Raw genomic sequence first — 15,104 nt, 5'->3', positions numbered from 1 at the left:
ACCTCTCCAACTGACTCAACCAGCCAACCCACGCGCCAGGTCATTGCGGATATCGCCCGCATTTTCGAGTCCCACCGCAAGGCGAATCAATCCCTCGGTAATACCCGCTGCCTCGCGTGCTTCCGGCGTAATACGACCGTGCGTGGTCGTGGCGGGATGCGTGATCGTCGTACGCGTGTCGCCCAGGTTGCCGGTGATCGAACAGATCTTCGTGCTGTCGATCACACGCCATGCGTTCGCGCGTTGCGCCTCGGGTGTGTCGCCCTTCAGTTCGAACGAAACGATCGCGCCGCCCGCTTTCTGCTGACGCTTCGCCAGCGCATATTGCGGATGCGATTCAAGCCCCGGATAAAACACGCGTTTCACGGCGGGATGCGTTTCCAGCCAGCGCGCGATTTCCAGCGCATTGTCCGACTGCTTCTCGACCCGCAGTGAAAGCGTTTCCATGCCCTTCAACAGCACCCATGCGTTGAATGCGGACAAGGTCGGCCCCGCGCTGCGCACGAACGGAAACACCTTCTCCATGATGAACTGCTTCGAGCCAACCAGCGCGCCGCCCAGCACCCGACCCTGGCCGTCGAGGAACTTGGTGGCCGAATGCATCACCACGTCCGCGCCGAGTTTCAACGGCTGCTGCAGCGCGGGACTGCAGAAGCAGTTGTCCACGACGAACAGCGCGTTCGCAGCCTTGGCGATCTTGCCGATGGCTTCGATATCAGCGATCTCAGTGAGCGGATTGGACGGCGTTTCGAGGAAAAACATCTTGGTTTCAGGACGAATCGCGTTCTTCCATGCATCCAGATCAGTCGGATCGACAAAGGTCGTGACGATGCCGAACTTGCTGAAAATCTGCGAAAACATGCCGAGCGTCGAGCCGAACAGACTGCGCGAGCTGACCAGATGATCGCCCGCCTGCAACGCCGACATCACCACCGACATGATCGCAGCCATGCCCGACGCCGTTGCCATGCACGCCTCACCGCCTTCGAGCGCCGCGAGACGGTCCTGAAACATCGTCACCGTAGGGTTCGTGAAGCGCGAGTACGTGTAATAGTCCTCGGACTTCTTGAAGCGCTCGGCGGCATCCGCGGCGCTGGCGAACACAAAGCTCGACGTGAGGAAGATCGCTTCCGAATGCTCGTTGAAGTCGCTGCGCTGCGTGCCCGAGCGGACCGCGAGAGTGTCGAAATTCAGGGAGTCGTCCATGATGTTTTTGTTTCCATTGACCACGTGTTGCCACGTGTCGTCACGTTATCCGCACCGGCGTTTGTGTCCCCGCTTCAACGAGGAATACAAGCGCGCCGGCAACAAAAAAGCCCGCTTTGCGTCGGCATAAGCGGGCTTCTGTGCGGGGGAAAGCTGGAGCGGCGGTGAAAGAGATGCGGCTGTTCCACCGTTCGCTTTAGCTGTTTTGGGTTGCCCCGCGTCCGCAAGCTGAGATCAAATCGACGCAAGCCATCATCCTAACATAGCGCCGGGCGTACGCGACGCCTGGCGCTCACGTCCGGTTTTTACTCTACCGACAATTGCAGATGCAGTTGCGACCGCGCTGCACCGCCGTCCATGCCTTCGCTCGCGGCATCGCGGTCCGATTGCGCGGACGGCGCCAGACGCGCGGTTTCGATGCGGTCGAGATACTCGGTCGTCACGTCGCCCGTGATGTAGTTGCCGTCGAAGCACGACGCCTCGAATTCCTTCAGCGCCGGGTTGGTGTCGCGAACGGCTTGCTTCAGCGCGTCCACGTCCTGGTACACGAGGTGATCCGCGCCGATCATGCGCGCGACTTCTTCGTCCGTGCGGCCATGCGCGACGAGTTCGCCGCGCGTCGGCATGTCGATACCGTAGACGTTCGGGAATTTCACCGGCGGCGCGGCGGAAGCAAAAATCACCTTGTTCGCGCCGGCATCGCGCGCCATCTGCACGATTTCATGCGAAGTGGTGCCGCGCACGATGGAATCGTCGACGATCAGCACGTTCTTGCCCTTGAACTCGATCGCCATCGCATTCAGCTTCTGGCGCACCGACTTCTTGCGCACGGCCTGGCCCGGCATGATAAACGTGCGGCCCACGTAGCGGTTCTTGAAGAACCCTTCACGATATTCGACGCCCAGCTTCTTCGCGACCTGCATGGCTGCCGGACGCGACGAGTCGGGAATCGGCATCACCACGTCGATGTTCACATCCGGCAGTTCGCGCTTGATCTTCTCGGCGAGGTAGTCGCCCATGCGCAGACGCACGTTGTAGACCGGCACGCCGTCGAGCACCGAGTCAGGACGCGCGAGGTACACGAGTTCGAAGATGCACGGGTTGAGGCTCGGCTGCGTGGCGCACTGCTGCGAGTGCAGATTGCCTTCGAGGTCGATGAAGATCGCTTCGCCCGGCGCCACGTCGCGCACGAACTCGAAGCCAATGCCTTCAATTGCCACCGATTCCGACGCCACGATCCATTCCACACCGTGCGCCGTTTCCTGCTTGCCGAGGCACAGCGGGCGAATGCCGAACGGGTCACGGAACGCGAGCAGACCGTAGCCGGCGATCAGCGACACGATCGCATACGAACCATGCACGCGGCGATGCACGCCCGAGACCGCCTTGAACACAGCGTTCGGATCGAGTTGCAGACCGGAGCTCGACAGTTGCAGCTCGTGCGCGAGCACGTTGAGCAGCACTTCGGTGTCGGAGTTGGTATTGATATGGCGGCGATCGACGCGGAACATCTCGTCTTTCAGTTGCTGCCAGTTGGTGAGGTTGCCGTTGTGGGCGAGGATGATGCCGAACGGCGCGTTCACGTAGAACGGCTGGGCCTCCTCTTCGCTCGTCGCGGAACCGGCCGTGGGGTAACGCACCTGGCCGATACCCGTGGTGCCGGGCAGGCTACGCATGTTGCGCGTGCGGAACACGTCGCGCACCATGCCGTTGGCCTTATGCATGTGGAAATTGCTGCCGTTCGCCGTCGCAATACCGGCTGCGTCCTGACCGCGGTGCTGCAGGAGCAGCAGGCTGTCATAGATCAGCTGATTGACCGGGGACTGGGAAACTACGCCTACGATGCCGCACATGGCATGTCCTTCAAAGGTACGAAATTCGTAACGGCGGCCGGTGCCGGGGAAGCATCCGGGTCGCGCCGGTATCCTGCACGCTTCGGTGAGCCGCTCATCTGATCGTCATACGCGGACGTAGGCAGCGAGCGTCTCTGGAAGCAGTGGTTTCAGTTGGTGGACGCCTTCGACCGCATAGGGCCGCAACAAGGCGTCTTTCCAGAATTTCTGCTGGGGCAGTTCGGTCAAGCCGGCAAGGGCGACCAGAACCAGCACCAGAATGACCCCGCGCACGAGGCCGAACATCAAACCGAGCGAGCGGTCCACACCGCCCAGGCCCGACACCATGACGAGGCGGCTGAGCAGCGCATTGGCGACGCCCACCACCAGCATCACACCGACCACCAGCAGCACAAAAGCGAGCAGCCACTGGGTCAAGGCACCGCCGGGCCAGTTGACCGGCATATAGGGCACGACGTAGCCGACAAAGCGGCAGGCAATCAGGAACGCCGCGATCCAGCCGATCAGCCCGAACACCTCGCCGAGGAAACCGCGCCAGGTGCCCCGCAAGGCCGACAACACGATCACCGCCATAACAGCGTAGTCGAAGGCCGTGAACATCGCTCAGTTACTGTGCCGAGCTGTTGTTCGAGCCCGACGCGCCCGAGGTCAGACCGGCCTCGCGAACCTTCGCGATGGCGGCCGATGCCGCCGCCCGGTCAGGGAACGGACCTGCGCGCAACAACGTGCGGGTGGTGCCGTCTGCCTGCTTCTGACGTTCGGTATATGCGGGTACTCCTGCCGCTTTCAACTTGGCGGCCCAATTCTTTGCGCTGGCGTCGTCCGGGAAGGAGCCGAGCTTCACCGCGAAGCGACTGCCGGGCGGCGCGGCGGGCGTGCCGGAATCCGCGTCGGCGCTGGCGGCCGCGCTGTTCGCGCTGCTATTGGCGTTGCTGTTGGCGCTCGGGCTGGCGTTAGCATACGTGCTTGCCGAATTTTGCGCCGCCGCGGTGCCCGTCTTTGCCGATGCGCCCGATCTGGACGAGGTGGCGGGCGTGGTCGCGGGTGCGGTATTGGTCGCCGTGGCAGTTGACGGCGATTTGCTGGACCTGGCCGTGGCCGACGCGGTCGCGCCCTGCGGTTTCGTCGGACTCACGTTGCCGTTCGCGTTGGCTGTTGCGGGCGCAGCCGGCGCTGGCGCGATGCCGCCGGTTGCCGATTGAGCTGATTGACCCGCTTGACCGGAGCCCGCTGTGGCGGCCGTTGACGTATCCGGCACCGGATTATCCGGTGCAACGCCCGCCTGCGTGTCCGCGTCGTCCGCGCTCGCTTTGGGGGCGGGGCGGTTGGGGATATCAATGGCGATATCGTCGGTCACGGGTTTGGGGTGCGAATCGAGCACCATGGGCAGAATCACCACGGCGGCGATCACCATTGCGATGGCGCCCACGAGGCGCCGGCGCGCGCGCTGCTTTTCCGGCAACGTGGGGTCGAGCAGCATGGCATCGGCATCAGGCCGTTCCGTGCGGCGCGTTCGCCGCTCCACGCGCTCGCCACGGGCGGCGCGGGTGGAACTGGTATTTGCGCCGCGCCGGGTGGGCGCGTCGTCTTTCTTGCCGAACGAGAAAATACCCATGAATGGCTTGGTCGAGGCTGCCGCGCGTTCAGTGTTGCTGCGATTTACGGTAAGCCATGACACCAGCTACCGTATAGAAACTACCAAAAACCACGATTCTATCATTCTCTGAGGCGCGATTTAGCGCGTCTTGGAACGCCTCGGCAGGCGTCGCGAAGCGCGTCACGCTGCTGTCGGCGCCGTCCGTTACGCCAGATTCGCGCAAAACCGCTTCGAGATCATTCGCGGAGGCGGCCCGCGGCGTGTCCAGATCTGTCAGACACCAGTGATCGACTTCGCCCTTCAGATGCTCGACCACGCCAGCGATATCCTTGTCCCGCATGGAGCCAAACACCGCGTAGGTGTAGGGAAAATAGCCCATGTTGCCGAGATTTTGCGCGAGCACGGCGGCGGCATGCGGGTTGTGGCCGACATCGAGCACGATGGACGGCTTGCCCGGCAGCACCTGGAAGCGTCCCGGCAGTTCCACGTTGGCGAGACCGAGCCGGATGTCCTGGGCGGAAACCGGCAGGCGGTCGCGCAAGGCTTCCAGACCGGCCAGCGCGGCCGAGGTATTGATCAACTGATTCGCGCCGCGCAGCGCCGGGTAAGCCAGCGCCGAACGGCGCAGGGTGCGGCCTACATAGCTCCACTGCTGGCGCTCGCTGCCAGCCTGCCCTTCGTAACGGAAATCGCGTCCGAACAGCCACAGATCCGCGCCGATCTTCTCAGCGTGGTCGATCAGCGACTGCGGCGGCACCGGGTCCGCGCAGATGGCGGGCTTGCCCGGGCGGAAGATACCGGCCTTCTCATAGCCGATTTTCTCGCGCGTATCGCCGAGGTACTCGGTGTGATCGATGTCGATACTCGTAATGATCGCGCAATCCGTATCGAGGATATTGACCGCGTCCAGCCGGCCACCGAGCCCGACCTCCAAGACCACCGCGTCGAGCCCGCGCGAGGCGAACAGGCGCATGATGGCCAGCGTCGTGAACTCGAAGTAGGTCAGCGAAACCGGCTCGGCCAGGCTCAGACGCGCGGCTTCGACGGCTTCGAAATGCGGCAGCAGGTCAGCGTCGCTCGCGATTTCGCCGTTCACCCGCGCGCGTTCATTGAACGTCAGCAGATGCGGCGACGTATGGCAGCCCACCCGATAGCCCGCCCGTAACAGAATCGTCTCGAGGATCGCGCACGTCGAGCCCTTGCCATTGGTGCCGCCCACGGTGATCACCGGGCAATCGAACGACAGTTGCAGGGCGTCGCGCACCTTGCTGATCCGCGCCAGCCCCATGTCGATGCCGACCGGATGCGCGGATTCGAGATGCGTGAGCCACGCGTCGAGAGTGGGGAAGGTGGTCATCGGCTACGTCGGTTAGGCGGTATTGCGGATTCGGCCAGTTCAGCGGGCGTTGCGGTGTTGCGCGTTTGGTCTCGTTGCCGCGATTGCGCGCGTCAAGGCACTGGATAAGCCGACCACGCGCAACGCAGCGAGACCGCGATTATCCCGGAAATGACAGCGCGCCGCTTGATGACCTCTCGCGGCGCGCTGTTTTTTTGCATTTTCCGCGTCACGACGACACGGCATTGCGGCTGGTTTTGCTTGAACGGCTAAGGGCTGGCTCAGGTCTTAGGCCACCGCATCGGCCGGCTGGCGGGACATCAGCGCCATCAGACGGGCAATTTCCTCACGCAGCTTGCGGCGATCCACGATCATGTCCACCGCACCCTTGGTCAGCAGGAACTCGGCGCGCTGGAAGCCTTCCGGCAGCTTTTCACGCACGGTTTGTTCGATCACGCGCGGGCCGGCAAAGCCGATCAGCGCCTTGGGTTCGGCGATCACCACGTCGCCGAGGAAGGCGAAGCTCGCGGACACGCCGCCCATGGTCGGATCGGTCAGCACGGAGATGAACGGCAGCTTGGCTTCGGCCAGCTTGGTCAGCATGGCGGTGGTCTTGGCCATCTGCATCAGCGAAAGCAGACTCTCCTGCATACGCGCGCCGCCTGACGCGGTGAAGCAGATAAACGGCACCTGTTGTTCGAGCGCGTTCTGCGCGCCGCGGGCGAAACGCTCACCCACGACCGAACCCATCGAACCGCCCATGAAGGAGAATTCGAAGCAGGCGACCACGCACGGCAGCGTGTGGATCGCGCCGCCCATCACGACCATTGCGTCGGTTTCGTCGGTCTCGTCCATCGCCTCTTTCAGGCGTTCCGGGTACTTACGGCTGTCCTTGAACTTCAGCGCGTCGACCGGCAGGATTTCCTGGCCGATTTCGTAGCGGCCTTCCGGATCGAGCAAACCGTCGAGCCGCTCACGCGCGCCGATCCGCATGTGGTGGTCGCACTTCGGGCACACGTGGAGGTTCGCCTCGACGTCGTTGCGGTACAGGACCGCTTCGCACGACGGGCACTTGATCCACAGCCCTTCCGGAATGCCCTTGCGGTTTTTCGGATCGGTTTGTTTGATCTTCGGCGGCAGCAGTTTATCGAGCCAGCTCATGTTGATTCCTTTCTCAGTCTTTCGGTAAGCGTGACGGCGGGACTAAGCCGCCGCGCAGCTTACAGCAGACAAAAAGTGACGATTATCGGGCGGTCGCGCCGATGCTATCCAGCGCCTCGCGGATCTCCGCGATGAAACGCGTGAGCATTCCGGCGGCCTCGCCCGGTGCGGCTTTTTCCAGTAATTGCACGATACGACTGCCGATCACGACGGCATCGGATACTTCGGCAACGGACTTCGCCGTCTGGGCGTCCCGAATGCCGAAACCGACGCCTACCGGTAGGGGCACGCGCGACTTGATGGCCGGGATTTTACTCGCGATGCTGGAAACGTCCAGATTTGCCGCGCCGGTTACCCCTTTGAGCGACACGTAGTAGACATATCCGCTCGCAATTTTACCAACCTCAGCGATGCGCTCGTCCGTCGAGGTAGGCGCCAGCAAGAAAATGGGATCGATCCCTGCTGATCGCATCTGTTCCGCGAACTTAACGGATTCTTCCGGCGGGTAGTCGACAACCAGTACGCCGTCGACACCGGCATCCTGAGCGGCAGCCGCAAAGGCTTCGGCACCCATGCGCTCGATGGGATTGGCATAGCCCATCAGCACCACTGGCGTCTTGTCGTCGCGCTCGCGGAACGTCTTCACGTCAGCCAATACGCGACGCAGCGATACGCCGTGAGCCAAAGCACGTTCCGACGACGCCTGGATCACCGGACCATCTGCCATTGGATCGGAGAACGGTACGCCGAGTTCGATGACATCCGCGCCGCCAGCGGCCAGTGCGTGCATGAACTCCACGGTGCGGGCCGGATCAGGATCACCCGCCGTCATGAACGGAATCAGCCCTTTCTTGCCCTGCGCGGCCAGCGCCGCAAATGTGTTTTTGATACGGGACATGGAAATTTACTCGAATAGGATTTACTGCGCGTTAGACGTGATTCAGCGTTTTTCGAGGCCGATTTGCCTCAATTAGCGCCCAAAGCCGGCGAGACTCAGATCTCGGCAGCGACGGAGGTGCTCGTCGCAGCCGGACCGCGGCTAACCGCGGAGGCGGCCGCGCTGACGCGTTCACGCGCTATCGCGCAGTAACTTTCATTAATTTCATAGCCGACGAATTCGCGCCCCTGGCGAGCGCAAGCGACTGCGGTGGTGCCGCTGCCCATGAACGGGTCGAGCACGCGCCCGCCCGGCGGGCACGACGCCAGCACCATCCGCTCGACGATTTCCAGAGGCTTCTGGGTGGGGTGATCGACGCGTTCGGCATGTTGCCGATGCAGTCGTGACACCGACCAGACGTCCTTCGGGTTGTAGCCGAGCTCCAGCCACTTGCTGCCTTCGAACAATTTACGCGAACGCGCCTTCTTCGTGACAGCATCGTACGGGATGCGGACGGGATCGAGATCGAAGTAGTAATCTTTCGATACCGCGAAAAAGCCGATGTTATCGTGCACCGACGTAAAACGGCGCGTCGTGCCGCCCATGCTCGGCACGCGCCGGTCCCAGATGATCTCGTTGACCATCGTGAGCCGCGTCTTCAGGAAACAGAAGATTTCCGGCGCGTACTGCCACGTGCAAAAGATATAGAGCGAACCGGTAGGATTGAGCTTCGGAATGGCCAGCTCGAGCCAACCACGCGTCCAGTCGAGAAAATCGTCGCCCGAGCGCATGTCCGAATCGTTGCCATAGTCTTTGCCGAGCCCGTAAGGCGGATCGGCGAGGATCAGATCAATGGAAGCGTCCGGCAGGTTCACCACATCGGTCAGAAAATCGCGGTTCAAGAGCCGGATGCCGGCAGGCACCACCGGCAAAGCCGACGCGAGCGCCTGAGCAGGCACTGCGGCGGATTCGCCGGGGGCAGCTTTCGCTTTAGCCGTCACGGCCTCGGCCGTTGCTTCGGCCTCGGTGGCGCCGTCTATTGCCGGTTGCGGCTCGTCGAACTCGTCGCGCATCGTCGCGGCGCTCAGAACGTGATACCCGATCGCTCAGCGACCGTGTGCATGTCCTTGTCGCCGCGTCCCGACAGATTCACCAGAAGGTGCTTGTCCTTCGGCAAGGTCGGCGCGAGTTTGGCCGCGTAGGCGAGCGCATGACTCGATTCGAGCGCAGGAATGATGCCCTCGATCCGGCAGCAGTCGTGGAATGCCTTGAGCGCCTCTTCGTCAGTGATGCCCACATATTGCGCGCGGCCGGTTTCATGCAACCACGCGTGCTCGGGGCCGACGCCAGGATAGTCCAGCCCCGCCGAGACCGAATGCGTCTCGATGATCTGGCCATTCTCGTCCTGCAGTAGATAGGTGCGATTGCCGTGCAGCACACCCGGACTGCCGCCTATCAGCGAAGCGGCGTGACGGCCCGTGTCCAGGCCGTCGCCGGCTGCTTCAACGCCGATCAACTGCACAGATTTATCCTCGATGTACGGATAAAAGATGCCCATCGCGTTCGATCCACCGCCTACGCACGCAATCACCGCGTCCGGCTGACGGCCGATCAATTCAGGCATCTGCACCTTGCACTCGTCGCCGATCACGCGCTGGAAATCGCGCACCATCATCGGATAAGGGTGCGGACCGGCCACCGTGCCGATGATGTAGAAGGTGCTTTCGACGTTGGTCACCCAGTCGCGCATCGCTTCGTTCAGCGAGTCTTTCAGCGTCTTCGAACCGGATTCGACCGGCACGACCGTCGCCCCGAGCAGCTTCATGCGGTAGACGTTGGCGGCCTGGCGGCGCACGTCTTCCGAGCCCATATAGACCACGCATTCCATGCCGAAGCGCGCAGCGATGGTGGCCGTGGCCACACCGTGCTGACCCGCGCCGGTTTCGGCGATCACGCGCTTCTTGCCCATGCGCCGCGCGAGCAGTGCCTGGCCAATCACGTTGTTGATCTTGTGCGCGCCCGTGTGGTTCAGGTCCTCACGCTTGAGGAACACCTGCGCGCCGCCGAGCAATTCGCTCCAGCGTTGGGCGTGATAAATGGGGGACGGACGACCGACGAAATATTTCAGTTCGCGCTCGTATTCAGCAACGAACTCGGGGTCTTTCTGGAATTTTGCGTACGCTTCACGCAGCTCGTCGAGCGCATGAACCAGGGTTTCGGCAACGAAAACGCCGCCAAATTGGCCGAAATGGCCTCTTTCATCAGGCAAGTTGTACATGATGTCACTCTTCTCAGAAGGCCGGCGCGTGCCGTTCGACAACGGCGCCGGCTGAATCACTCTGCGTCCGCCGCGCGCACTGCGCGTACGAACGCCGCCATCCGGGCGTGATCCTTCACGCCCTTGGCGCCCTCTACTTCGATGCCGCTTGAGACATCGACCGCATACGGGCGCACCTGACGTATTGCGTCACTGACGTTTTGCGCGTTCAACCCACCACTCAAAACGGCCCGACGCGCGAGCTCTGCTGGAATAAGTGACCAATCGAAAACCTTCCCGCCGCCACCGTAGCCTTCGACATGGGTGTCGAACAGAAGGCCACTGGTTGCCGCATAGTTAAGCGCCGATTTTACCAAATCGGCTCGCTGAGTATCCGCCGCGACCCGCAATGCGCGCAACCAAGGCAAACCCGCAACGCCGGCAAGCGCTTCGCACTGGTCCGGAGTCTCGTCGCCATGAAATTGCAGCAGGGTCAGCGGGATGTTGCTCACCACCTCCCTCAGCCAGTCGGGCGTGGGATTGACGAACAGCCCCACGACCGAGACGAACGGCGGCACATCCCTGACCAGGTCGAGCGCCTGGGCCACGCTCACCGAGCGCGGGCTGGACGGATAGAACACGAGACCGAACGCGTCCGCACCCAGATCGATGGCGTGCGCGACGTCTTCAGGCCTGGAAAGCCCGCACAGCTTGATGCGCGTCCGGCGCGGCAGAGGCGCCTGGTCCTGCTGCGCCTCACCAACGGTGGATGGGTTCGGGTTTGCGTTCATGCTTCGGATGACTCGTTCCATATGGTGCTCCACGGCACGCTGCCTGACTGCGCAGCCGGCACCGCGAATTCATCAGGATAGCCCACCTGCGCGAGATACAGGCCGTCGGGCATGAAAGTGGGCGCAGCGGCGTTGCGGTCGCGGCTGGCCAACACCTCGGCCATCCACGTGGCCGGATAACGCTGGCGGCCAATTGCGACGAGGCATCCCATCAGATTACGCACCATGTGATGCAAAAAGGCGTTGGCGCGGAAACGGAAGTGAATGAAATCACCCTGCTGGCGCACGTCGATTTGATACAGATGCTTGACCGGCGTCTTCGCCTGGCATTCCGACGAGCGGAACGCGGAGAAATCATGCTCGCCGATCAGACAGGTCACGGCCGCGCGCATGGCCTCGACGTCGAGCGGGGTATGGACCCAACCCGCGCGACCGGTGAGCATCGGCGAGCGCACCGGATGCACGTAGAGCGCGTAGTAATAGGTGCGCTCGAATGCCGAGAAGCGCGCGTGAAACGTGTCGGGCATCGGCTTGGCCCACTGCACGGCCACGCTCTTGGGCAAAAACGCGTTGGTGCCGCGCACCCACGAAAAATCGGTCCGCTCGAGCTCGGTGTCGAAATGCACCACCTGCCCGAGTCCGTGCACGCCGGTATCTGTACGTCCCGCCACGACCGTTTGCAACGGTGTCTGGGCAAACTCGCGCAAGGCCCTCTCGAGTTCGTCCTGCACCGTCTTGCCGTGCGGCTGTGACTGCCAACCGCAGAACGCCGAGCCGTCGTACTGAATACCAAGCGCGATACGGGTCATGACAACGGCGCGAGGGTCGACAGCAAGGCGCGCGCTTCGGTGCGCGTGCGGGTGTCGTTCACTTCGATAACCTCGTGGATCAACGCACGCGCGCCTGCCAGATCGCCGAGTTCGATGTATTCCGAAGCCAGATCGAGCTTGTTGCGCGCGATCCTGCCGAGGTCTTCCGGCGTGAACAGTGGCACGGGCTGCGACGGACCCGGCGGCAGCTCGAGATCGAAGTCCAGGTTCAGCGCGCCGAAGCGCGCGGCGCCCAGACCGGCCACGGCTGCCGAGCCGGCCGTACCGGCGGTGATTTCATCCGCGACGTGAGGCGGTGCAGGCAACGGCGCAATGGCTTGCTGCGCGGCGATCTGCGGTTCGGCGACAGGATGGGTGTCGAACACGGCATGCGGCGTCAAGCCCGACTGGGTGCGCGGCGGCAGAGCGAGATCGAGACCGCTGAAGGCATCGACGGCATCGCGCAGGAAACCCTTCGGCGCCGACAATTCAGCGGGGAACGGGTCCAGCGGCTCCGGCAGCGGGAAGGCTTCCGGGATGCCCCATCGCGAAGCGGTATGGTCTTCGTCGTGGGCTTCGTCGAGGGCGGATGCGGTTTCCTTGTTCGCCTCAGAAGAGTCAGCCAGCGAGGACGTAGACTCGAACGAGTGCTGTGCGGCTTCGGAGGCGTCGTGCGTCGGGTTGTCGCTCGCGACCGGGTCGATCGGGGCGGCTTCTTCTGACGTCTGCGTCTGTCGATCCCATGTGGGATGTTCAGCGCTGGCCGCTTGCTCGTCGGAAGCATGCGGGACTTCTTGCGATGATGCCTGCTCCAGCGTTTCTTCCGTTGATGTGTGCTCGAAGGACGCCGGCGCGGTCTCGACACTCGCCGCCTGGGGTTCGTACGCGCTTTCCTGAAGCGGTCGATTCACCGGGAAGGCTGCCGGATCGTAGCCCTCAGAGTGATGCGGCGCTTCGAGTGACGCTTCGGTCGGGAAGGCGTCGGTTGAGGTTGCCGGGTGTTGCGCGGTTGGCTCGTGCGATTCGGCTTCGTGGGCTGCGGCTTCGTGTGTTGAGCCTGTGTGTGACGCGCCTTCGTGTGACGCGCCTTCGTGTGTCGCCGGCTCGTGTGCGGCGGCATCGTGAGACTCGGCTGCATGTGCTGCCGCTTCGCCTACGGCTGAGTCGTCTGCAGCGACGTCGTGCGCCGAGACTTCCTGCGTTGCTGCTTCGTCAGCCGTGGCGTCGTGCGCAGTCGGCTCGTCTGCTGCCGCTTCATGCGCCTCGGCTTGGTACGCTTCTGCGTCGTTCGCCCGCACATCTTGTGCCGGAGCTTCGTCTGCTGCGACTTCGCGCGCCACAGCTTCGTCGGCTATGGCTTCGTGTGAAGTTGCTTCGTGTGCGCCGGACTCGTGCGCCGCGACGTCATGCGCCACGGCCTCGTCTGCCGTAGCTCCATAAGCAGGGGCTTCTTCCGCCATCGCTTCATGTGCTACGGCCTCATGCTCGGATGCATGTGCTGCCTGACCGAGCGCATCCGCCCCTGAGACATCAGCTTCCGGCACATCATGCGCATCTGTTTCATGCGCTGAAGCCTCCCGAGCCGCCACCAACGCCGCCTCGTGCTCCACGCCTTGCGCCACGTCATGCGTCGCCGACTCATGCATCTCTGCGTCGCGAGCCGCTGCATCGTCTGTCGTCGCATCGTCCGCCGTCGCTTCGTAGGCCGTCACTGCGTACGCACTCGCCGCAAAGGCATGTGGCGCGTCGGCGGTCACATCTTGCGCCGTGGACTTCCCCGAGACAGTACCGTCTACTCCCTCAACGTCCGTTCCCGGCGAGCGGCCTTCGCGACCGTGCGAGTGCGAGTCCGCGTCCGCCGCGTCAAGTTCCCTCCGTCCCCAGGCAACCGCGTCGAGATTGGTCTCGTCGCCATCCTGCGACCCCACTCCAGATGCAGCCACGTGCGCCGACACTGCCGCATCCTGTGCCTCCGCCGCTGCGGCCGCACGTTTGCGCCGACGCAGACCCAGGCCGGCCAATACCGCAACCAGTGCTGCGCCGACCGCCCCTGCGATACCAAGATTCGTCGGCGAAAGATCCGGGCTCGCACCCGTCGCCGGCTGTGCGCTCATCGCGCCGCCATTGGCCGCCGCGGAACCGGATACAGCACCATTGCCGGCTCCTGCCGTCGCCCCAGCGCTGGACGGCTGCGCCGCATTACCACCGCCGAGGCCGTGCTTCTGCAACTCCATCAACACCCGGCTTTTCAGCGTGAGCAGTTGTTGGAGGCTGGAAACCTGCACGGCGGGTTGCGCGGCAGGCGCGCTGGCTGGCGGCTGAATTGAACGTGTAGCGCTTGCTGGTGAAGCGGACGCGGTGTTATCAGCACTCGCAGAGGATGCACCGGCGGCGTTCGGAGTCGTGGTCGAAGCCGCGCTCACCGAAGACGCACTCGCCGCCGCCTCAGCCGTCACGGCATTGGCCTGCGCCTGCTCGCTCGCGCCCCCGGCACCACCACCTGTCGTGCTACCGCTCTGCGCGCCATTAGGTGTATTCGCCTGCGTCGCATTCGCTGTCTGCGACTGCGGCTGAGCTTGCGCGGCGGCACCCGCCTGCGGCAACGTTTGCGTTTGCGCCACACTGCTCGCCGCCGTCGCTGCTTGCGCCGGTGCGGACCCGGCCATCGCCGTTGCACCCGAAGCGCCCGTCGCCGCCGGTGCGTCCGAAGCGGCCACCGCCGCGCCCGTCGCATCCAGCGCCGGAATCGTCAGCACCGAGCCCAGCCGCAAGCGGCTCGGGTCGTGTCCCATGAAGGCGTTCGGGTTCGCATCGAACAGCGCACGCGACGCGCGCGCGAGCGTCGCGCGATCATGCGATTGCGTGGCGGCGATCGCGACGTCGTTGAGCGACTGCCCCGGATGAATCGTGTACTGGTCACCGGCTGCCAACGGTGCAGAGGGTGCAGATGCCCCAACCGGTGCGCTCGCGGCATCCGTGGTGGCAGCCTGCGCGGCGGATGCAGCACCGCTCGTCACCAATACGATCGCGGCGGCTGCCGCGATCTGACAAAGACTGTGGCGTGGCATAGCGTAAGAAGAGAGCCTGGCGGTCATCGGGACTTCAGGCGTGTTAGCGCTTAGCCCTTGTTTGCGATTGGATAGTGGCAAGATTGTCGGAGCACACAATAAAAAAGCGCCGCGGAAACGCGACGCTTTTTGAGTTTTTACGCGTCGTA

The 15,104-nt window shown here is 63.4% G+C and carries 12 protein-coding genes; all 12 read right to left on the bottom strand.

Annotation, left to right across the window (positions count from 1 at the left end; translation table 11 throughout):
* Nucleotides 1–15 precede the first annotated feature (15 nt).
* The 12 genes from D0B32_RS02840 to D0B32_RS02785 all read right to left on the bottom strand — a co-directional run bounded on the left by D0B32_RS02840 (nt 16) and on the right by D0B32_RS02785 (nt 14,982).
* Complete coding sequence (locus D0B32_RS02840; protein WP_117332155.1) at nt 16–1,206, bottom strand: O-succinylhomoserine sulfhydrylase; 1,191 nt, start codon at nt 1,204–1,206, stop codon at nt 16–18.
* A 305-nt stretch (nt 1,207–1,511) separates the two neighbouring features.
* The gene (purF, locus tag D0B32_RS02835; protein WP_117332154.1) at nt 1,512–3,059 is read right to left on the bottom strand and encodes an amidophosphoribosyltransferase; all 1,548 of its coding nucleotides are present in this window, start codon (nt 3,057–3,059) and stop codon (nt 1,512–1,514) included.
* 105 nt (nt 3,060–3,164) lie between these two features.
* Entirely contained in the window at nt 3,165–3,659 is a 495-nt protein-coding gene (locus tag D0B32_RS02830) for a CvpA family protein (protein WP_117332153.1), read from the bottom strand.
* A 7-nt stretch (nt 3,660–3,666) separates the two neighbouring features.
* A complete protein-coding gene (locus D0B32_RS02825) occupies nt 3,667–4,674 on the bottom strand; it encodes an SPOR domain-containing protein (RefSeq protein ID WP_117332152.1) in 1,008 nt (335 codons plus the stop codon).
* Nucleotides 4,675–4,702: 28 nt separating this feature from the next.
* Entirely contained in the window at nt 4,703–6,013 is a 1,311-nt protein-coding gene (gene folC, locus D0B32_RS02820; protein WP_117332151.1) for a bifunctional tetrahydrofolate synthase/dihydrofolate synthase, read from the bottom strand.
* A 267-nt stretch (nt 6,014–6,280) separates the two neighbouring features.
* A complete protein-coding gene (gene accD, locus D0B32_RS02815; protein ID WP_117332150.1) occupies nt 6,281–7,153 on the bottom strand; it encodes an acetyl-CoA carboxylase, carboxyltransferase subunit beta in 873 nt (290 codons plus the stop codon).
* 82 nt (nt 7,154–7,235) lie between these two features.
* The gene (trpA, locus tag D0B32_RS02810) at nt 7,236–8,051 is read right to left on the bottom strand and encodes a tryptophan synthase subunit alpha (RefSeq protein ID WP_117332149.1); all 816 of its coding nucleotides are present in this window, start codon (nt 8,049–8,051) and stop codon (nt 7,236–7,238) included.
* A 95-nt stretch (nt 8,052–8,146) separates the two neighbouring features.
* Nucleotides 8,147–9,103, bottom strand: a complete 957-nt coding sequence (locus D0B32_RS02805; RefSeq protein WP_117332148.1) for a site-specific DNA-methyltransferase — start codon at nt 9,101–9,103, stop codon at nt 8,147–8,149.
* 11 nt (nt 9,104–9,114) lie between these two features.
* The gene (trpB, locus tag D0B32_RS02800) at nt 9,115–10,308 is read right to left on the bottom strand and encodes a tryptophan synthase subunit beta (RefSeq protein WP_117333429.1); all 1,194 of its coding nucleotides are present in this window, start codon (nt 10,306–10,308) and stop codon (nt 9,115–9,117) included.
* 56 nt (nt 10,309–10,364) lie between these two features.
* Complete coding sequence (locus D0B32_RS02795; RefSeq protein ID WP_259294923.1) at nt 10,365–11,078, bottom strand: phosphoribosylanthranilate isomerase; 714 nt, start codon at nt 11,076–11,078, stop codon at nt 10,365–10,367.
* On the bottom strand, nt 11,075–11,887 hold the full coding sequence (truA, locus tag D0B32_RS02790; protein WP_117332146.1) for a tRNA pseudouridine(38-40) synthase TruA: 813 nt from the start codon (nt 11,885–11,887) through the stop codon (nt 11,075–11,077). The genes D0B32_RS02795 and truA overlap by 4 nt, the downstream gene beginning before the upstream one ends.
* Nucleotides 11,884–14,982 (bottom strand): FimV/HubP family polar landmark protein, encoded by a 3,099-nt coding sequence (locus D0B32_RS02785; RefSeq protein ID WP_117332145.1) that lies wholly within the window; start codon nt 14,980–14,982, stop codon nt 11,884–11,886. The genes truA and D0B32_RS02785 overlap by 4 nt, the downstream gene beginning before the upstream one ends.
* Nucleotides 14,983–15,104 lie beyond the last annotated feature (122 nt).

This window comes from Paraburkholderia sp. DHOC27, from assembly GCF_003429005.1.
Taxonomy (GTDB): domain Bacteria; phylum Pseudomonadota; class Gammaproteobacteria; order Burkholderiales; family Burkholderiaceae; genus Paraburkholderia.
Note: the sequence above shows the minus strand (reverse complement) of the source record. Positions and strands in the feature narration are given on the sequence as shown.